Annotated in this window: 14 protein-coding genes; 6 read left to right on the top strand and 8 right to left on the bottom strand. The window is 61.8% G+C overall.

Annotated features, from left to right (window positions below; all coding sequences use genetic code 11):
- Window positions 1–71 precede the first annotated feature (71 nt).
- Entirely contained in the window at window positions 72–1244 is a 1173-nt protein-coding gene (gene metK, locus D0Y96_RS14165) for a methionine adenosyltransferase (protein WP_350449078.1), read from the bottom strand.
- Window positions 1245–1586: 342 nt separating this feature from the next.
- Entirely contained in the window at window positions 1587–2501 is a 915-nt protein-coding gene (locus D0Y96_RS14160) for a LolA-like protein (protein WP_117300937.1), read from the bottom strand.
- 167 nt (window positions 2502–2668) lie between these two features.
- On the opposite strand from D0Y96_RS14160, the gene D0Y96_RS20775 reads away from it, so the two are divergent.
- Genes D0Y96_RS20775 through D0Y96_RS14145 form a run of 3 tightly spaced genes read left to right on the top strand, consistent with a single transcriptional unit; the run spans window position 2669 to window position 7468 of the window.
- On the top strand, window positions 2669–4675 hold the full coding sequence (locus D0Y96_RS20775) for a sensor histidine kinase (RefSeq protein ID WP_158562392.1): 2007 nt from the start codon (window positions 2669–2671) through the stop codon (window positions 4673–4675).
- 51 nt (window positions 4676–4726) lie between these two features.
- Window positions 4727–6907 (top strand): prolyl oligopeptidase family serine peptidase, encoded by a 2181-nt coding sequence (locus tag D0Y96_RS14150; RefSeq protein WP_350449077.1) that lies wholly within the window; start codon window positions 4727–4729, stop codon window positions 6905–6907.
- A gap of 3 nt (window positions 6908–6910) precedes the next feature.
- Window positions 6911–7468 (top strand): regulatory protein RecX, encoded by a 558-nt coding sequence (locus tag D0Y96_RS14145; RefSeq protein WP_117300933.1) that lies wholly within the window; start codon window positions 6911–6913, stop codon window positions 7466–7468.
- Between the two features lie 83 nt (window positions 7469–7551).
- Here D0Y96_RS14145 and D0Y96_RS14140 read toward each other — a convergent pair whose 3' ends face one another.
- Window positions 7552–8655: an ABC transporter permease gene (locus tag D0Y96_RS14140; protein ID WP_117300931.1), complete on the bottom strand. Its 1104-nt coding sequence runs from the start codon at window positions 8653–8655 to the stop codon at window positions 7552–7554.
- A gap of 263 nt (window positions 8656–8918) precedes the next feature.
- Here D0Y96_RS14140 and D0Y96_RS14135 point away from each other — a divergent pair, with 263 nt between their 5' ends.
- The 3 genes from D0Y96_RS14135 (at window position 8919) to D0Y96_RS14125 (ending at window position 10819) form a co-directional block, all read left to right on the top strand.
- Complete coding sequence (locus D0Y96_RS14135) at window positions 8919–9425, top strand: helix-turn-helix domain-containing protein (protein WP_117300929.1); 507 nt, start codon at window positions 8919–8921, stop codon at window positions 9423–9425.
- Between the two features lie 92 nt (window positions 9426–9517).
- A complete protein-coding gene (locus tag D0Y96_RS14130; RefSeq protein WP_117301121.1) occupies window positions 9518–10216 on the top strand; it encodes a hypothetical protein in 699 nt (232 codons plus the stop codon).
- Window positions 10217–10225: 9 nt separating this feature from the next.
- Window positions 10226–10819, top strand: a complete 594-nt coding sequence (locus tag D0Y96_RS14125) for an FmdE family protein (protein ID WP_117300927.1) — start codon at window positions 10226–10228, stop codon at window positions 10817–10819.
- Between the two features lie 30 nt (window positions 10820–10849).
- Here the strand turns inward: D0Y96_RS14125 and D0Y96_RS14120 are convergent, their stop codons facing one another.
- The 5 genes from D0Y96_RS14120 to D0Y96_RS14100 form a co-directional block, all read right to left on the bottom strand.
- Entirely contained in the window at window positions 10850–12376 is a 1527-nt protein-coding gene (locus D0Y96_RS14120) for an ArnT family glycosyltransferase (RefSeq protein ID WP_147325071.1), read from the bottom strand.
- 13 nt (window positions 12377–12389) lie between these two features.
- Complete coding sequence (gene gatA / locus D0Y96_RS14115) at window positions 12390–13850, bottom strand: Asp-tRNA(Asn)/Glu-tRNA(Gln) amidotransferase subunit GatA (protein WP_117300923.1); 1461 nt, start codon at window positions 13848–13850, stop codon at window positions 12390–12392.
- 19 nt (window positions 13851–13869) lie between these two features.
- Window positions 13870–14193: an Asp-tRNA(Asn)/Glu-tRNA(Gln) amidotransferase subunit GatC gene (gene gatC / locus D0Y96_RS14110; protein ID WP_117300921.1), complete on the bottom strand. Its 324-nt coding sequence runs from the start codon at window positions 14191–14193 to the stop codon at window positions 13870–13872.
- Between the two features lie 81 nt (window positions 14194–14274).
- Window positions 14275–14631 (bottom strand): cupredoxin domain-containing protein, encoded by a 357-nt coding sequence (locus D0Y96_RS14105; protein ID WP_117300919.1) that lies wholly within the window; start codon window positions 14629–14631, stop codon window positions 14275–14277.
- A gap of 53 nt (window positions 14632–14684) precedes the next feature.
- Entirely contained in the window at window positions 14685–20390 is a 5706-nt protein-coding gene (locus D0Y96_RS14100; RefSeq protein ID WP_117300917.1) for a choice-of-anchor D domain-containing protein, read from the bottom strand.
- Between the last annotated feature and the right edge of the window lie 287 nt (window positions 20391–20677).

Here is a 20677-nt window from a genome sequence, read left to right as displayed (position 1 = left end):
GTATTCCGCCTGCAAAAGTGAAGGGGGCAGGTCTGTGCGACCTGCCCCGCAAGTGGATAGAAGCGATGCGGCTATCCAGCCGCCTTTTCGCTGAGCTGCGCCTGCTCGCGCAGAGCAGCGGCTTTGTCGCTGGCTTCCCAGGTGAAGTCGCCATCGGTGCGTCCGAAGTGGCCGTAGGCTGCGGTTTTGCGGTAGATGGGGCGGCGCAGCTGCAGGCTCTCGATGATGCCCTTTGGGGTGAGCTGGAAGTTGGCCCGCACGAGCTCTTCGAGGCGTTTGGACTCAATCTTTCCGGTGCCGAAGGTATCGACCAGAACGCTGACCGGCTCGGCGACGCCGATGGCGTAGGCAAGCTGGACTTCGCAGCGGTCGGCGAGGCCGGCGGCGACGATGTTTTTGGCGATATAACGGGCCATGTAAGCGGCCGAGCGGTCGACCTTTGTCGGGTCCTTGCCGCTGAACGCGCCGCCGCCGTGACGGCCCATGCCGCCGTAGGTGTCGACGATGATCTTGCGACCGGTGAGGCCGGTGTCGCCCATGGGTCCGCCGATGACGAAGCGGCCGGTGGGATTGATGTGGTACTTGGTGTTTTCGTCGAGGAGCTCGCCGGGCAGCACGGCCTGAATGACGTGCTTCAGGATGTCGGCACGCAGCTCTTCATTGCTGACGGTTTCGGCGTGCTGGGTGGAGATGACGACGGCATCGATGCGAACCGGCCGGTGGTTCTCGTCGTACTCGACGCTGACCTGGCTTTTGCCGTCGGGGCGAAGGTAAGCGAGCTTGCCGGATTTGCGCACTTCCGAGAGGCGGCGCGTGAGCTTGTGCGCGAGAGCAATGGCGGTGGGCATCAGCTCCGGCGTCTCGTTGGTCGCGTAGCCGAACATCATGCCCTGGTCGCCAGCTCCGCCGGTATCAACACCCATAGCAATGTCACCGGACTGCTTATTGATGGTCGAGATGACGGCGCAGGTGTTGGAATCGAAGCCATAGATGGCGTTGTCGTAGCCGATGGCTGCAACCGTGCCACGAACGAGCGACTGGAAATCGACGTAAGCACGGGTGGTGATCTCGCCGGCGATGACGACCAGGCCGGTCGCGGTCAGGGTCTCGCAGGCGACACGGCTGTATGGGTCCTGTTCGAGACAGGCGTCGAGAATGGCGTCGGAAATCTGATCGGCAATCTTATCCGGATGGCCCTCGGTGACAGACTCCGAGGTAAAGAGAAATCGTTCATGCCTGGACAATATGGTTCCTCCACAGGTACGAATCGCCTGCCGCTGATGGTGCATTCGAGGGAGTAGAAAGCGCTGGCGGACCAGGTCACACCCTGCGCTTCCCCGGCGGAAAAACGTCACCCATAAGTATGGTAGCAGCAGAGCAGCGTGCCAGGCACCGGCTTTCAGCTGGAGGAGCGCATGTCCCGGCAAGTGGCGGAATGCCGGATTGAACGGGCAGACAGAGGGATTTGCTGAGTATTCCGGCTAATCATGACAGAACTTTGTCATATTTCAGGGTCGACCGAGTGCACTGTTTTAACGCAGATTTCTTCGCACCGACGGGATGACTGCTCTGCCGCGGGACAAAACTTAGTGCTGCGGCTGCGAAGAAGGCTGCGGTGAAGAGGACGGCTGCTGGCCATTTTGCCGGCCCTTCTGATCCCCTCCGATATCCTGTCCTCCCATGAGAATGCGAATGCTTGCGCCGAACTGCTGATAGTTGGTGTATTTGAGGGTCTCGCGCAGGTGCACGCTCTGGCTCATATACCCATTGCCGCCGGAGAAGTGCAGAATGCCGTCCCCGTGCGTATAGACCGGGAACCAGTACTTGCCGTCGATCTGCTGGCGGAAGGTGACGAAGGGGATGGAGAGGTCTTCATGTCCCTTGCGGAGATCGTCGGGAACGTTTTTGCCGTTGGTGACGACGATCTGGAGATCCTTTTCATCGACCCAGATACGGCCCTGAAAGTAGCGCTTCTTTTTCTCGATGACTTTGGGAGCCACATCGAAGACGTAGCACTCGACCTCGTCGACCTTCTCCTTACCGACGTAGGTGACGTTGTACTGGGCGATGTCTTCGGTGGTGAGGACGAAGGGCAGGCGCTCTTCGATGTCCTGAAAATCGGCCGGAGACATCATGACACGCTGAAGGGTGCTTTCGGGCGCATCCACGACATGCTCGGTGCGGTGGCCGCCGGGATCGAAGACGATGTCGGTGACCTCGTAGTACTCACCGTCGGGCTTGCTGTCATCGTCCAGGGTCTGCACGCGAACGCTGCGCTGATAGGTGTAGTTGTCGAGAGCTTTGCGGAAGATGCTTTCCTTTGCCGCGAACTGATCGATGATCTGCTGCGCGGGGACGGGCGGCGCTGAGTTATCGAGAGGTCCGAAGCCGGAGTCAAGCGGCATGGAGGTATACGATACCTGGCCGATGGCTGCCACGGAAAAGCAGAGCGCGCCACACACGGCAATGAGCGAGGATCGGAAAAGGAAAGAACGCGGCACGGCACCAGACTCCTGTCTATGAGAGATAGACGCCCCGGAGAACAAAAGTGATGAACGGAAGATCACCGATGGTGCCATGAGGGGTGAATTTTCATTCCGTGCCGGGGTTACTGAAGCGTACACTCGATCGTAAACAACGTGCCAGTATGACCGAAGAACTTTACAGAGTGCCCTCATTCGCTCTTCTTTGCGCGCTGGGTACTGTGTTCGGCGCTCTTTATTTACGAGCGCGCACGATGCAGCGGCTGTTGTGGCTGACCGGATGGCTGCTGGCCGCAGCGCAGCTGGCTCTGCGCATCTGGCATCCGGAGATGACACCGGCGGCACGCGCGCTGAGTAACGCCTGCTTCGAGCTGATTCCGCTGATGTTTCTGGGGTCGGTTTCGCCGCTGCGGTTTCGCGGACGGGTTCCGTATGTGGCCGCCTTCGGATTTCCCCTGCTGGTCTATGCGGTGCTGGGGTCACTGTATCCGGTGCCTGGAGCGGGCATAAAGGCCGTGCTGCTGGTGTGCGCTCTGGCGACCGTCTATACGGGCATTCACTGGAGCTCGCTGAAGAACCTGGCGCCGGTATGGTTTACGGCTCCCTTTTCAGCAGCCGTTGGCCTGGTGTGTCTGGTGCTGACATGGAATGGCCGCTTTGAAGAGACGCTGCAGCTGGCGCACAGCGGCATCTTCCTGATGACGGCGCTGCTTTTCGTGCTGGCGTACCGGCGACTGAGTCCGGGAGTGATTTTTACCGTATGCGGGCTGCTTTACTGGGGACTGCCACTCTACTTCTTCGACCTGGCAACCATTGCTCATGCAACGGCGGCAGCGCTGATCCGAACGCTCAGCCTGGTCAAAGTGGTTACGGCGGCGGGCATGATCGTTCTGGTTCTGGAAGAGGAGCTGGCGGCGAATGAAGCAAGCCGGCAGCGCGATCATCGCGCACGCATCGAGCTGGAGCAGTATTCGCGGCTGGACCTGTATCTGGACCCGTATCGGGACGTCGTGGAGCATTACGACAGCATCTGCGAGACGATTGTGGCGCAAAGCCGGTTCAGCCAGGCAGCGATTGTTCTGTGCAATGCGGATCGCGTCTACGGGCTGGCAGGCAAGGCGGGCATGGAAGGAGCTCTGCAGGGCGCACTGCATGCGCTGGCAGGGAGACTGACTCCGGACAGGATTCGCGAGTTCAGCAGGACAAAGTACTTTCAGTTCGAGATCGGCAATACGGCGCGTGTGGACCTGTCTTATCTGTTCGAGCCAGGAGACGAGCTGAAGCTGCTGAATTACACCACCGCCTATGTGGTTCCGATGTATACGCGGTCGGGCATGCTGGAGGGGCTGGTGCTGCTGAGCAGGCTGCGTGACGCGGGAACACCGCTGCGGGCAGACGATGTGCTGCCGCTGGAGCTGCTGGTGGCGCGTATTGCGGCTGCGCGGGAGAGCAATCTGCTGGTGCAGCGGGTTGTGCAGTCGGAGAAGCTGGCCGGACTTGGACAGATTGCCGGCGGCGTGGCGCATGAGCTGAATAATCCGCTGACGGTGGTGCTGGGATATGCAGAGCTGATTCAGGACAGCGATGCGGACGACGCCATGCGCGAATATGCGCAGGTGATTCGGGAAGAGGCGCGGCGCATGAAGCGGATTATCGAAAGCATGGTGCGGTTCTGGCGGCCCTCGCACGGTGATCCGGGAATGGCGCCGATTGACCAGATCGTGCACGACATTGAAAAGCTGCGGCGCAACGAACTGGAGCGCAAAGGCATCGACTTCCAGGTGTGTGTGGCCGATGGCCTGCCGGGAGTCCGGATCAACAGCGATCAGCTGCGCCAGGTGCTGCTGCACCTGATGAACAGCTCCATCAGCGCGCTTTCGGAGATGCCTCCTGATGAAGAGCGGCGGCTGAAGGTGGAAGTGCGGCGGGCGGGCAGGCGGGTACAGGTTGTGGTTTCAGATACCGGCCCGCGCGGGGTGGACCCGATCCACGCCTTCGATCCGTTCTTCACGGCCACGCAGGCGGGCGAGGGCGTAGGGCTGGGGCTGAGCATCTGCTATTCGATCATTCGCGAGCATGGCGGGGAGATCACGGCAAGCAATCTGCTGCCGCGAGGTTCTGCGGTGGTGATTGAATTGCCGACTCATGCCGGAACCGGAGCAGACCGGCTGCAGGGAGAAGTGGTTGCCTGAGCCAACGATCAGGGACAATGAAGACAAGGATGCAGCGAGTATGATGGTGCGGTGATTCCGCAAAAGCGCTTCTCCGGATTCGACAGGATCTCTCCGGGCCGCTGGTGTGCGGCTGCGCTGATGCTGGCAGCGATGGCCGCGACGAGTTTTTCCCAGACGCCGGCACGGCGTCCGATGACCTTCGACGACATGATGAAGATGCGGCGGCTGGGGGATATCGATGTGTCTCCGGATGGCAGGTGGGTTCTGTTTTCGGCGACCGATGTGGACCTCGCAAAGAATACGCGCACTCCTCATTTGTGGCTGGTGCCGACGGCAGGCGGGAAGAGCCGCGCGCTGATGGAGTGGATGGCGGGAGAAAACGGCGGGCGTTTTTCATCGGACGGGAAAGAGATTCTCTTCGAGAGCGGACGGGAAGGCGGCGAGCAGATCTGGCTGGCGAGTTTCGACACCGCGACGGGAACGATGGGCGAGGCGCATCGGCTGACCCATCTGAGCACGGAGACCGACGGGGCGATCTGGTCGCCGGATGGAGGGCAGATTCTGTTTACGTCGGCGGTGTATCCGGATTGTAACGATGACGGTTGCAATAAGGCGCGCGATGAGGAGCGGGCCGAGTCGAAGGTGAAGGCGCGCATCTTTACGCATCTGCTGTATCGGCACTGGGATGTGTTCACGGGCGACAAGCGTAGCCATCTGTTTCTGGTGGATGCAGATGGCGGCACGCCGCGCGATCTGAATGCGGGTGACGAGCACGATGTGCCGACGTTCTCGCTGGGTGGGCCGACGGGATACGCGTTCTCTCCGGATGGCCGGGAGATTGCGTACGAGGAGAAGAAGGTCGATGATCCGGCGCTGAGCACGAATTCAGACATCTTCACGCTGCGGCTGGATGACGCGAATGCGAAGCCGGTGAAGATTTCAACGAGCCTCGGCGGAGACTTTACGCCACGCTACTCGCCTGATGGGAAGTACATTGCGTGGCGCTCGCAGCGGCGGGCAGGATATGAGAGCGACCGCTTCCGTCTGGTGCTGTACGATCGCGCAACGAAACAGCTCAAAGATATGCTGCCGGGCTTTGATCGCTGGGTGGATGAGTTTGTGTGGGCACCGGATTCGCAGCGGATTTATTTTGCAGCGGGAGATGCGGGCGAAGAGCCGGTGTACATGGTGAAGCTGCCGGGCGCGGCGATGCAGCTGACAACAAACGGAGCGTTCGGCGATCTGCATGTGACCGCGGATGGCAAGGCTTTGATCGCATCACGCATGGAGGTGACGACTCCCGCAGAGGTGGTGCGGATCGCTCGCGACAGGCCGGATGCAGCTTATAGCGCGATGGGACACGATGCCGTCATCGGCCTGAACCGCGATGGACCTCTGCCGCTGTATCACAGCGCTGTCGATGCGGTTACGCATCTGAATGATGCGCTGCTCGCACAACTCGACATGCCGAAGATGGAGTCGTTCTGGTTTCCTTCGATCGACCGAGTGAAAGTGCAGGGATTCCTTATTAAGCCGCCGGGGTTCGATGCGGCGAAGAAGTATCCGGTGAAGTTTCTGATTCATGGCGGGCCGCAGGGGGCGTGGGGCGATGAGTGGAGTTATCGCTGGAACGCGGAGCTGTTTGCGGCGAGCGGATATGTCGTGGTGATGATTAATCCGCGAGGGTCGACGGGATACGGGCAGACATTTGTGGATGGCGTGAACGGCGACTGGGGCGGCAAGCCATATATCGACCTGATGCGCGGGCTGGATTATGCGGAGCTGCATTCTTCATTCATCGACAAGTCGCACGAGTGCGCGCTGGGCGCGAGCTACGGCGGCTACATGGCGGACTGGATTCTGGGGCATACGCACCGGTTCAAGTGCATCGTCACGCATGACGGAATGTTCAACACCGAGTCGGCATATGGGACGACGGATGAACTGTGGTTCAACGAATGGGAATTTAAAGGAACGCCGTGGACGAATCGGGCGCTGTATCGCAGATGGTCGCCGATGCTGGCGGAGACGAACTTCAGGACGCCGACGCTGGTGGTGCACTCGCAGCTCGATTATCGGCTGGATGTGTCCGAGGGGTATCAGCTCTTCGATACGCTGCAGCGGATGAAGGTGCCGTCGAAGATGCTGTACTTTCCCGATGAAGGCCACTGGATACTGAAGCCGCAGAACTCGGAGCTGTGGTACAGGACGGTCAACGACTGGGTCGACCAGTGGACGAAGGTGCAGTAACGTATGCCATTTGGCCGTGCAAAGAAACAATCGGAGCCGCTCGAGGAAACGGCGCTGTACGAATATGCGATCAAGGCGCTGGGGCGGCGGATGCGCACGGTTGCCGAGATCAAACGGCTGATGCGCGCACGCGTCGAGCAGGGCGAAGCGGGCGAGGCGAAGATGGATGCGGTGGTGGCGCGACTGAAGGAGCAGCGCTACCTGAACGATGCCGGCTATGCGCAGGACTATGCTCGGCTGCGGCAGGAGAATGCGAGCTTCGGCAAGCGGCGCGTGAAGCAGGACCTGATGATGAAGGGCGTCGAGACTGAGGTGATTGCGAAGACGCTCGACGCGGCCTATGAGGGCGTGAGCGAGGAAGAGCTGGCGCGGCGGCATCTGGAGCGCAAGGGCATTCGTAAGCCATCGAATGAAAAAGAGGCGGCGCGGGTGATGCGCATGCTGATGCGGGCCGGATTTTCAACGGGCGTGATCTTCCGCATTCTGAAGAAATGGGATGTGGATGAGGATGCGCTGGCAGCCCTGGAGACGTCCGACGCGGAAGATCGGGACGACAGCTGAGCAGAGCGAAGAACCGATTTTTCCATGCGACGCGCTGGTACACGCAATGGATTGCGCAGGCGATCGAGCTGCAACGAGTTCCGCTATTCGTAAGCGAGGGCGTCGACGGGATCTTTGCTGGAGGCCTTCCAGGCCGGATAGAGCGCGCCAAGCACCGATCCAATGAGTGCGATGACGATGCAGCGCAGGAACCACGCGGGACCGATGATGAAGGGCAGCGTAGGGAATTTGTAACTCATGCCGAGATGAATGAGCTGCGTGACGCCGATGCCGAGGATAATACCGACGATGGCGACGACGGCGGCCTCGCGCAGGACGACATTCACGACGTAGGCCTTTGAGGCGCCCATCGACTTGAGGATGCCGATTTCGCGGGTGCGCTCGAGAACCGCGGTGTACATCGACTGAAAGATGACGAGGAAGCCGACGATGAAGGCGATGGAGATGATGACGTCGAGGGCGATGTTGAAGCCGGGCAGATGCTCGGGCGTCATAAGGGACATCCACTCCTGCATGGTCTGGACTTCATACTGGCCGAGACCGGCGGTGGAGAGAATCTCCTGGCGGATGGCTTCCTGATTTTTGAGATTGTCGCTGCGGATGTAGAAGAGTGAGGCGTTGTCGGGCGTTCCGAGCAGGGTGCCGAGGGCGTGGATGGGCAGGAAGAGGCGTCCACCCTTGCCGTGCTCGACGATACCGCAGATGCGGAAGGGATGGTTGAGCACCTGAATGACTTCGCCGATGTGGTGGCCTTTGCCGGAGCGCGCGAAGAGGTCGTCGACGATGACGTCGCCCTGTCCCTGAAAGGGCGTGCCGCTGACGAAGACGAAGGGCTTGAGAGCGTTGTAGCTCTCGTAGTCGATGCCCCAGATGGTTTGTACCGCGCCGGCGGTACTGAGATTGGTAATAACGGGAGCAGCAACAGCGACGTGGGACAGCTTACGGAGGACTTCAGCAATTTTTGCAGGTACCGGGGCGCCGCCGACCGAGCTGATGAAGCTGGCGTTGGGGGGGCGGACGATCATGTCGGCTCCGATGCCGCCGGTCTGACTGCTGGCTCCGCTGACCTGTCCGATCATGATGGCGACGATGGAGAGGATCATGGCGACCTCGATGGCGACGGCGATGACGCTGATCGCGGTGCGGAGAGGCCGGTGAAGGATATTGCCGAGAATGAGCTTGTTCATGCCGGAGAAGGCGGCGGCCGCAGGAAGACCTGCCGACGGAGAGCCTTCCAGAAGTGTAGCAAAGGCGGCGGAGGCGGAATTTAAAGTCTCAAGTCTTTCGGAGGCGTGCCGATAACCGGCTCTGAACGGCTTTTACGTTACTTTGATATCGCCCAGTGCCATGAAAGGAAAGGGATAAGGCACTTTTTCTTTGACTGGGCGGCAGCAGGGTTCTATGGTAAAAGGTAATCCCCATTGTCGTTACTGATTGGGGAGATGGCATCATGAGTCAGTTCGGCGAAGAGTTGCGCAGAGAGCGGGAATCCCGCGGGATAGCGCTCGAATCGATCAGGGACGCGACCAAGATCAGCGGCAGGCATCTGCTGGCGCTCGAAGAGGAGCGTTTTGATCAGCTTCCTGGCGGGGTGATCAATAAAGGGATCGTCCGCGGTTACGCGCGTGTGGTCGGCATCGACGAAGACGCGTGGGTGAGCCGGTTTATGTCCGCATACCAGGGCAGCGGGCAGCTGAAGGATGACGACGCCAACTGGATTCAGTTTGCTGAAAATGTGAGCAAGAGCCGGCTGAAAGACACCTCGCGGGCTGATGTGCGGCTGCGCTGGGCCGGTGTGGGCGTCCTGCTGGTGCTGCTGGCCGGACTGGGATGGTTCGTTTGGTATTACGTCAGTAATAAAACGACTGCCGGCAATGCTGCTCCGGGAAAATCCGTGACGACGGTCAGCGCGGAGATTCTTTACCACCGTTCGACTTCGGTATCTCTTCCCTCCTGATTTATTGCTTCCTTTCATGATTTAGTTATTACTTCTGTGACCTTTTGCGGAAGGCCTGTTCTCCTTAGCCTTCTGACATGTTCCTGAAAAAAATGGGCTTTGCAGGCGCGATTCCGGCACTTGTGGTGCTGGCGTGCGTTCTGGGCGCGCCGGATATGTCGTTCGGCGCTGCAGCGAAGAAGGGCCATAGTGTGGCGCTTGGAGCGGTGCGGCAGGAGGTGTATTCGGCCGAGGGCGATCCGGCGGGTGCGCGGCCGGGGGAAACCGAGCTGAAGGTTCGTCCGCTGGTCGTGGACGGCAGGGTAAAAGAATGGACAACCGGCGAGGCACACGATGTGACGCAGCGAAGCTTCACGGTGCGCCGGGCGGTGCGGCTGAACGATGCTCTGCCCACGGATAAAAAAGAGCACTGGGTGTGGCAGAGAGGTCCGTGGCTGATGGTGGATCGGAGCTCGGGCAAAATTGCGGCGCTGCATCTGCCGGATTTCGATTCCGCGGTTTCGGATGTGGTGTGGTTTCGCGATTATGCCGCCTATTGCGGACTGAATCGAAGCGGCAAACAACTGTATGCGGTGGTAGCTCAGATTGACGTACGCAAACCGCTGCTGTCGAAGAAGCTGGCGGCGTGGGAGGGTGACGGCCATGCGAGTCCGGCCTGCGCGGATGCGGTCTGGCAAAGGGAGCCGCTGCGCATCCGCTTTCAGGCGACGGGAGGCGAGGCGGTGAGCTTCGACCTGGTGGGCTCTTCGGCGGCGCTGGTGGAGGATGGCGATGCGGGGGACACGGAGTAGCATCAGGCTATGGAGTCCTTTGACGAGCTGCTGCGGCAGGCCGAGACGGCGCATGGGCATTTGTGCGCGGGACAGATTCTCGGCGTACGGATGGCCATGCTGGGCTGCGAGCGGCTGGGCATCGAGGAGCCGCGCGGGAGGGATCGCAAGCGGCTGGTGACCTTTGTGGAGATCGACCGCTGCGCCACGGACGCGATTGGCGTGGTGACGGGATGCAGACTGGGCAAGCGGGCCCTGAAGTTCCGCGACTGGGGTAAGATGGCGGCCACTTTCGTGGATGTGCAGAGCGGACGGGCGATTCGCGTGGCGGCACTGGAGTCATCGAAGCAGAGGGCGCGGGAGATATATCCGGAGATCGAGAATAAAAATCAGCAGCAGATGCGCGCCTATCGCGAACTGAGCGATGCGGATCTGTTTCACGAAGAGTGGGTCGAGGTGACTTTGGAGGCGAAGGAGTTTCCAGGCTACAAGGGAGAGCGCATTGCCTGCGCGGCGTGCGGTGAGGGGATCAACTACGACCGATTTGTCCGGCGTGAAGGAAGAACGTTGTGCCTGGGCTGCGCGTATCCGGAAGAGCGATATTACCGGCCGGTCGCGGGGTGACCGGCGAAAGACGTAGCCGGGGACGATTCCTTAGCGGGAGACACCCGATCGCAGTGCGATCGTACCTATAACGAGCCGGCCATTCTGGCGGATTTGCTGAAATACCATATTGGCAGGAAGCGCGCTGGTTTCGCTTTGATCCATGACGACGAGGCGAGGCGAGGCGTCGACGTAGCGGTTCAGGGGGCGGGGATCGTCGTAATAGAGATGCGCCTCATGGCTGATATCGGGCCGTTGCCGGATGTAGACCTGCTGAAGCGGCTGCTTTACGTAAAAGACAGCTGCAGGCAGCGGAAACCAGTCGCCATCCATGCAGAGGAGGATAGGCGGAATGTAGCTCTGGCTGGATTCTGAACGTAGAAGTGGAAGGAGCCACTGAGCGTCCTTTTCACCGGGGTCGGTCGCTTCCCTTCCGGGCAGATGTTTTGCGGCGGGCCGGGCAAGCAGAGCGGAGGCAAGCAGCGCCACGATGCCGAAGGCGACGCCGTATCCAAAGCGCCGGACGCGGCGGGCGGGCTCGACGGCTGCGGTGAACCAGAGATAGATCCAGTCAGCGATCAGGATGACCAGCGCGGGATAAACGGGCACGATGTATTGCGGCAGCCGGGTCTTTGCAACGGTGAACAATCCCAGAACGACGAAGGCAAAGATCAGAAACTCGCGCAGCTCTTTCTTCTGAAAGCCTTTCACGATGGCAAACGGAAGCAGGAAGAGCCAGGGCATGGCATAGATGGCCAGCACGTTGAGGTAGAACCAGGGCGGATTGACGTGGCGGTCCAGCTGCATCGTGGAGCGCGAGAAGACCTGAACGCCGAGGTATTCACGCCAGAAGACAGCTCCATACTGATGCCACATATATAGGTGCCAGGGCGCGGCGAGCACGAGAAAGAGAGCGGCTCCGGCGAAGAAGGCTTTGCCGAAAACAGCAGGGGGCCAGCGTTCCCAGACGATGAGCACAAGCAGAGTGATGGGAATAACGACAGCCGCGGCGCTTTTGGTCATGACGGCGATGGCGAAGCCGGTCCAGACGAGATACCAGCCGGAGAGATTGCTGCCGCGGAGGCGATGCATGCCCCAGAGAGCAAGGCAGCAGCCGAGGGTAAGAAGCTGATCGAGCTCTCCGACACGGGCCGCATGGGCAAAGCCCTTCATGGTGAGCAGGATGAGGGTGGCGAGCCATGCGGCGCGCAGACCACGTGCACGCGCCATAAGACCATGGAGTATGCCGACGATGGCGACTCCGGCAAGGGCGGAGGATGCGCGAGCCCAGAACTCCGTGATGCCGAAGAGCCGGAAGAAAATCGCAGTAAGCCACATGTAAAGCGGCGGCTTTTCAAAAAAATGCTGCGAACGCCATGTGGGCGAGAAAAAGTGCCCGCTGAGCATCTCTTTCGAGACGCCGGCATAGATGGCTTCGTCCCAGTCGGCGAGCGGCTTGTGCCCGAGGAGAATAAACAGACAGGCGGAGGCGAGCAGACAGGAAAGACAGACGGACCAGGCGATCTTTCGCGAAGATGCGCACACAGATTCGCCTGCGGATGAAGCCAGAGTGGACACGGCGCAGCTCCGGTTAGCCCTGGAACCCTTCGACGATCTGAGCGACACGGAAGAGCGTGGATTCGTCGAAGTGCTTTCCAAGAATCTGCATGCCGATGGGAAGGCCGGTCTTCGACTTTCCGCATGGCACCGAGATGCCGCAGATGCCGGCGAGGCTGGCAGTGACGGTGTAGATGTCGGCCAAATACATCGAGACGGGATCGTCGGTCTTCTCACCCAGACGGAAGGCGGGAGTGGGCGCGACAGGCGTAATGATGGCGTCGACTTCGCGGAAGGCCGCGAGGAAGTCGTCGGTCAGCAGACGGCGAACCTGCTGGGCTTTACGGTAGTAGGCGTCGTAGTATCCGGCGCTGAGGACGTAGGTGCCGAGCAGGATGCGGCGCTTGACTTCGGCTCCGAAGCCTAGGTCGCGGGTTTTGCGGTACATGGCCGAGAGGGTGTTTGATTCAGGCGCGCGCAGGCCGTAACGGACGCCGTCGAAGCGGGCGAGATTGGCGCTGGCCTCGGCGGTGGCGATGACGTAGTAGGTCGGGACGGCGTAGCGGGTGTGCGGAAGCGAGATGGGTTTGATCTCGGCTCCGGCGGCGCGGAGCTGCTCGATGCCGGAGTCGATGGCGGCGCGCACTTCGGGGTCGAGGCCTTCGGCGAAGTACTCGGAAGGGACGCCAAGACGCAGACCGGCGACGCCTGTCGTCGCATCCAGAGCGGCGGCGTAGTCGGGCACGGGCAGAGGCGAAGAGGTCGCGTCGAGGGGATCGTGGCCGGCGATGACGCCGAGGACGGCGGCTGCGTCGCGGACGGTCGCTGCGAAGGGTCCGACGCGGTCGAGCGAAGAGGCAAAGGCGATGAGGCCGTAACGGGAGACGCGGCCGTAGGTGGGCAGAACGCCCACGACTCCGCAGAACGATGCCGGCTGGCGGATGGAGCCACCGGTGTCGGTGCCGAGCGTGGCCGTGGCCATGCCGGCGGCGACGGCGGCGGCGGAGCCTCCGCTGGACCCGCCGGGGACGCGGTCGAGATCGTGCGGGTTACGGACCGGACCGTAGGCGGAGTTTTCGTTCGAAGAGCCCATGGCGAACTCGTCGCAGTTGATCTTGCCGACAAAGACGGCTCCGGCATCGGCGAGCCTGCGGACTGCAGTGGCGGTGTAGGGCGGACGGTAGCCTTCGAGGATCTTCGAGCCAGCGGTTGCGGGGAAGCCTTCGAGGGTGAGCACGTCCTTGATGCCGATGGGAACGCCGGCGAGAGGCGGCAGCGAAGCACCGCTTGCGGCGAGATCGTCGATACGCTGCGCCTGGGCCAGCGTGTAGTCAGGATTGACGCTGAGGAAGGCGTGAATGCGCGCGTCTTCCGCCTCGATGCGGGCGAGGGTGTTCCGGACGATGTCGCCGGCCTTCGCTTCACCGGAGGTGAGGGCGGAACGAATCTGGCCGATGGATTTTTCTGTATGTACGGCGGAAGCGGATACGGTCATGGTGTGTTTTCCGAAAATCTTATCGCTCAATCACTTTGGGAACCTTGAAGAAGACGCCGTCGGTTTCAGGCGCCGAGACCATCACCTGCGCGCGGTCGAGGCAGGGGACGACAGAGTCGGGGCGCAGAACGTTGATCTCCTCCTGCGAAGCGGCGAGGACTTCGGCGACCTGAGCCATGGGCTCGACCTGCGAGGTGTCAAGCTCGTTGAGCTGGGCGACGTAATCGAGGATGGCGTTGAGGTCGCGACGCATGTGGGGCTCTTCGGCGGTGGTCAGCTCGAGGCTGGACAGCTCCGCGACGCGGCGGACGTCTTCGAGGGAAACTCGTTCGGAATCGGTCATGACGTTTTTACTCTGAACAGGCGCTTTGGGACAGTTTAGAGCATTTCACTTTCAGGATGTATGGACGGAGCCGGCACGATGCTACGGCACAACGTGGATCATGAGCTGCATCTTCTTGTGGCCGAGGCCGCAGAAGCGTGAGCATACGCCGGGAAAATCACCGGTTTGCGTGGGCGTAACAACGACGCGGGCCGGCTGCTTTTTGAGGATGTCGGCCTGAATGCCGAGACCGGGAACGCTGAGGCCGTGATCCACATCGTCGGTGACGAGGAGGAGAGTGACGGTTTGTCCCTGCCTGAGTGTGATTTCAGCGGGGACAAAGGCGTACTTTTTAGCGTGAATCTCGATGGTTTGCCCGGTTTCGGCGCTGCTCATCCGGGGGTGGAAAAGAAGACAGGCGAGGACAAGGACAAAGACGATACGGAGGCTGTTTTTCACGGGATGACTCGTCTTTATGGTAGACGATCGGGGTATGCGGCCGCCTGCCTGAGTTATTCGACTGTAAGGGTAAGCGTTGTGCTGTGCTGCAGGCCGGACATGGACGCGGTCACCGTGAGCGTATACGTGCCGGCCGGGGTGGCGTTTTGGGATGCACCAGGACCGGTGCTTCCTGCTTTGGTGACGCCGACGCCACAGGCGACAGGAAGCGCCAGCACGGCAAGGATCACGGCCAGCCACGCGAGTCTTTTTCTCTTGAGGCCGAAGCAGCCGATGGGAAGCAGAAGCGCAAGCGCAAAGCCATAGTCTTTCCAGCGATCGAAAGGATGGAAAACAGTGGGACGGAGGGCGGCGGAGCTGCCGATTCCGGTGGCGACGCTGACGGTGATGAATCCGCCGCTGGTTCCGGTGAAGGAGACGGTGGAGGGATTGAGCGCGCAGGCGGCATTTTGCGGCGCACCGGTGCAGCTTGCGGAGACGGTGCCCGAGGTGCCGCTGACGCCGTTGACGGTGATCTGGAAGCTCGCCGTCTGACCGCTGGTAATCGGGGCCGCAGTGCCGGCCTGGAGGGTGAAGTCCTGCGCGAAGCCGGAGAGCGAGACGGCCACGGGCGTGGAGAGATTGGGCGAGGCGACAGTCAGGGCTCCGGTCGATACACCGGCTGCGGTGGGCGCCCAGGTGATGGTGAGCTGACAGACTCCGCTGAGCGGAAGCGCTGCTCCGCAGTTGCCCGGGGCCAGGGTGAAGCCGGGGCCGACGGAGTAGCTGAGCCCGGCAAGCGGAGTACCGCCGGTATTGGTCAGGGTGACGGTCTGGGTAGATCCGGCAGCGCCAAAAAGAATGGTGCCAAAACCAATGGATGCGGGCGAGGCGCCGAGCCCGGGAGGCCTGATGGCGGTTCCAGTGAGCGAGACGATCTGCACGCGGGTGCTGTCGGTCACGATCAGGGTTCCGGTTGCATTGCCGGGCGCATTGGGAGCGAAAACGACGGAGATGGTGCAGCTGGAGCCGGCGGCGAGGGTGGCTCCGCAGGTGGTGGTCTGTGTGAAGCTGCCGCTGATGGCGAGGGAGATTCCGCTGAGCGGGAGCGAGCTGCTGTTGGTGAATGTGACCTGCTGCGCGGCGCTGGTGGTACCTGTCTGCTGCGGCGCGAAGAGCAGCGAGGAGGGAGAGAGAGCGTCGATGGAGGGCGCGATGCCGGTTCCGGTCAACGGGACGGTTTGGGTGCGCGTGGTGTCGGCGACGATGAGTGTTCCGGAGCGGGTTCCGGCGGCTGAGGGGGAAAAAGTGACGGAGATGGCGCAGCTGGAGCCGGCGGCGAGGGTGGCTCCGCAGGTAGTGGTCTGCGTGAAGTCGCCGCTGACGGCCAGCACGATGCCGGTAAGAGCCACATCACCACTATTGCTGAGCGTGATCTGCAGCGGAGCGCTGGTGGTGCCGATGGTCTGGCTGGCAAAGGTGAGCGCGGCAGGCGAGAGCGTGTCGGCTCCGGGAGATTCGCCGCTTCCGGTGAGTGAGACGGTCTGCGAATGAATGGAGTCGGCGAGAGTGAGGGTTCCGGTCTCGGTACCGCTGTGCTGCGGCGTGAAGGTGACGAAGACGACGCAGGTTGTATGAGCCGCGAGCGTGGCGGCGCAGGTGCCTGTCTGCACGAAGTCGCCATGAACGGAAAGGACAATGCCGGTAAGCGCGAGATCGCCGCTGTTGGTGAGCGTGACCTGCTGCGCATAGCTGGTGGTGCCGATGAGCTGGCCGGGGAAGGTGAGAGAAGCGGCGGACAGGGTATCGGTCGCGGGCGCTTCTCCGATGCCGAAGAGAGGAATGGTCCGCGTGTGGAGAGCGTCAACCAGGGTGAGGGTTCCGGTGTCGCCTCCGGAGATCTGCGGCGTAAAGGTCACCGAGATGGTGCAGGAAGAGTGAGCGGCGAGGGTTGCGCCGCAGGTGGAGGTCTGCGCGAAGTCGCCGGTGACGCTGAGGCCGATGCTGGTGAGCGGGAGATCGCCGCTGTTGGTTATGGTGATGGGCTCGGCGGCAGCGGTGGTGCCGATGAGCTGGCCGGGGAAGATCAATGAAGCAGGCGAGAGCGTGTCGGTGGGTGGCGCAACCCCTGTGCCGGAGAGCGCGACGGACTGGGTGCGGAGTGGGTCGGTGATGGTGACGGAGCCGGTTTCCGCTCCGCTGGCTTTGGGGACGAAGGTGACGGCGATGGCGCAGCTGGCATTGCCTTCAAGCGACGCTCCGCAGTTGTTGGTGGAGCTGAAGTCGCCGCTGACCTGAACGGTAATGGGGTTGAGCGACTGGGTGCCGGTGTTGCTGAGGGTGATCTGCTGAGCCGTGCTGGAGGCCCCGATGAGGACCGTTCCGAAGCTGAGAGATGCGGTCGAGAGGGTATCGGTGGGCGCGGTCTGGCCGGTTCCGGTGAGCGTGATGGTTTGTGTTCCGATGTTGTCGGTAACGGTCAGCGTGCCAGTGCGCGTACCGGTGGTGGTGGGAGTAAAGGTGATGCTCAGAGCACAGGCGGTATCGGCGCTGAGTGAGGCGGAGCAGGTGTTCGCAGATATGGCGAAGTCGCCGGTGGCGGCCTCGGAGGTAAGGGTTACGCTCTGGCCGCCGGTATTGGAGATGCTGACGCTCTGCGCGGTGGAGGGGGACCCGACGAGCGTGGACGGAAAGGCGATGGAAGCGGGCGCCAGGAGTATAACGCCGGAGGTGGTTCCGGTGCCGGAGAGAGAGACGGTGAGCTGGCCGCCGGGGAGGTTGCCGGCGATGCTGAGTGTGCCGGCGCGATGGCCGGTGGTTGTGGGATCGAAGGAGACCTGCACAGTGCAGGTTGCCGACGGAGGGACGGCCTGGCCGGAGCATGTGTCCTGCTCGAGAAAATCGCCGGAGACGGAAACAGAAGAGATGTTGAGCGTGAGCGAGCCGGTGTTGGTGATGGTTACAGGCTGAGCGGCGCTGACGGTTTCAACGGTCTGGCCGGCAAAGGTGAGCGAGGATGGCGAAGCTGTAGCGGTGGTAACGGCCGTGCCGGCGGTGACGAGATTGATCTGCCAGATACCGCGGCCTTCGGTGGCGGCGCGCAGCACGGAGGTGGAACCGGCATTAAATGCCGTCAGGCCGAGCACCGGAGAGCCGGGCAGCGAGGAGCCGTAGACGCTCCAGCACTGGGATGGGGTTTGCGAACAGCTCGCAATATTTGTGGTGACGTAAACGCCGATATCGGTTGCAACATACACGGTGCCGGCGCTGTTGGGGTCGACGAGGATGCCGTTGACCGGCGCAGGCGGGAGACTGCTCTGGATATTCGTCCACGAAGCGCCGCCGCTGGTGGACATGTAGATGAGCGGCTGGCTGAAGCCGAGGGTGGAGAAGCCTTCGATGGTGACATAGACGGTGTTGCCGGAGGGGTCGTGGGGATCGACGTAGATGTCAGAGATATCGAAGCCGTTGGGGTTGAACTGTCCACCGTTATTCGCGTCGTTGGTGACGGGGGAGTTGTAGAGATCGGTCCAGGTGGTGGTGGCCGGCGTGGAGGAACTGGTGACGGAAGCAGCGTAGAGATGACCGGGCGCTGTTGAGCCGCCGTCGAAAAGGCCGGACATGCCGGCGTAGATCGTCTCGGGCGTGCCGGGAGCATCGGTGATGTGCCCGCTGGCGGCAAGGGAACGTATCTCAGCGTTGCCGTTGCAGTATGGGCCTCCATCGCCGTCAAGCATGGAGCTGAGGAGGCTGTTCACGCTCCAGCCGGAGCCGCTGGCGGCGCCACGCCAGATGCGGCAGGTGCCGAGGATGACGTTCGCAGGATTCTGCGGATCGAGTATCCACGGAGCGGGAATGGTCTGCTGACCGGCATCGCTCTGATTGGGATCGCCGGTGGGGCTGACCTGAGCGGGACCGATGACGGGCTGCGTGGGGAAGCCGGAGGTATCGCAGGAAGAACCGTGCGTACAGAGATTAATGCCAACGCCGAAGAGCGAGGTGGCATACCAGTTGTACGGATTGGACGGATCGATGGCAGTGCTGTCTCCCTCTCCGTCGAGCACCTGATCCCAGGTGTTCGATGCAGTGGTGGTTGCAGCGGTGCCGAGACCACCGAGGGCAGCGAGCATGGTCTGCGGTACGGAGGGATCGCCGGCGAGGCCGGGTACTTCGGCGAGTGAGCCGAGGCCGGAGTTGAGGTTCTGAAAGTGGCTGGGATCGTCAAAAGAGCAGACGGGGTCCTGCTGGCTGACATCGTCGGTGGTTCTCCAGAGCCCGCCGTCGTTGCCGAAGTAGAGCAGGCCGCTGGTGCCGGGCGAGCCGCTGGCGGCGTAGATACCGGGAATGGTGGCATCGATGGCGTGCTGTGCGGGCGCGACCTGTGCGGCGGCACAGCCAAGGGCATTGGTGGTATTGCGCCAGGCGCAGGCGTTGGCGAGGCTGCAGCGATAGATGTCCTCAGTACCGGCGAAGAGGAGCGTGTCCTGCTGCGCGGGAACAGCGGCGAGGTAGAGATCGTAGTCGGCCTGCTGGATGGTGGTATCGGTGGAACTGGTGTCGAGGGCCTGGTCGGCAAGCTGCGTGGCGAACTCCACGGTGCTGGACGCGCAGATGCCGGAGATGAGGTTGCAGGCATCCTGCCAGAGCCCCTGATCGAGATTATTCACGTCGACGGTGAGCGCGAAGAGATCGCCGGTGACAGGCTGAGCGGCGAGCGCGCCGCGAAAGATGGGACAGGCGACGGAACCTGTGCCTGCGGAGTTAGCCGGACACTTTGCCGGATCGTTGAGATCGACTCCGGGCTGGTTGGCGAGGCGGGTCCAGGTGATGCCGTCGGTCGACTCATAATAGCCGTGATAACGGATGGCAGCGAAGAAGGCCTGGCGGATGGGGTTCCAGACGACGGAGGTTGCGGCATTGCCGTTGCCGCTGAGATTGATCTGGTCGGACTGAATGATGCTGGTGGAAGTGTCTTCTATTGTGGCGAACTTCCAGGTCTGGCCGGAGTCCTGCGAGTAATAGAGACCGAGGATATTGCTGCCGGAGGAGTTGATGTTGACCTCGGCGGCGTGCGGAGAATCAGTGACAGCAGCGACGACGAGGCCGGGATTTGCGGTGCTCCACGCAAAGCCGGCGAAGGCGCTGCCGATGAAGCTGAAGTACTGCGGGACGCCGGACATCAGATCGGTAGTCTGCGGGATGACGGACCAGGTGAGGCCGTTGTCTGTGGAGCGCAGAATGCCGACGCCGTACTGGGAATCGTCGGCATCGTTGGGATCGCCGGTGCCGGCGAGAATGATGCCCGTGCCGTGTGGCTGCACGGTGAGAGCCCCGATGCTGAGCGAGACATCCGTCGTGGAGGTGAAGACGCTGAGAGTGTCCGTCAACGGCGTGAAGCTGACGCCGGCAGGCGTAGCGGTGGCGTTGGTGGATTTCCAGACGCCTCCGCCGGCCGTACCGACGTAAACGGTATTGCCGCTGGTGTCGGAGGGATCGACGGCGAGACTGGTGACGCGGCCGGTGAGCAGGCCATAGCGTGCTGTGCTGATCTGGTCAGGTCCGAGCGGCTGCCATGCGGCCGTAAACGGCGTGTTCTGCGGCCGCGGATGAGGGATGGCGGCGGTGGCGGAATAAAGACTTTTACCGGACGGAGCCGATGCTCGATGACGGGAAGATAACTGCTCGGCGACGTGCCTGGCGATTCGCTGGCGCTGGTGCGGCACGATGCCAAACGACGATGAGGTGGATTGCTGCGCGTGCAGGGTCAGCGCGACGAGCAAACACAGTGTGACTGCCGATATTCCATGCCTGTACCCATGCACACTCAATGCAACACACCTATTCCGAACAGCCGCTGCTCCCCCGCAGGGTTCCTGTTTCGGCGCAGGGCAGCCGGCTGTGCCGGCACTCAGGGAATGGGGGCACTTTCCCGGAGCAGACGGAGCTTTGCACTGACGCACACGCGGATTGGCCCGTCTGCCTGTACCGAAGCGAGCAGCACACGAGATAACCCGACAACGCTTATCTATGGATTGGCAGGGCTATTATTTCCGGAGCGAGCCGGACA

This window comes from Paracidobacterium acidisoli (assembly GCF_003428625.2).
In the GTDB taxonomy this organism is placed as follows: domain Bacteria; phylum Acidobacteriota; class Terriglobia; order Terriglobales; family Acidobacteriaceae; genus Paracidobacterium; species Paracidobacterium acidisoli.
The sequence above is the reverse complement of the archived record's forward strand: the minus strand, read 5'-3'. Positions and strand labels throughout refer to the sequence as shown.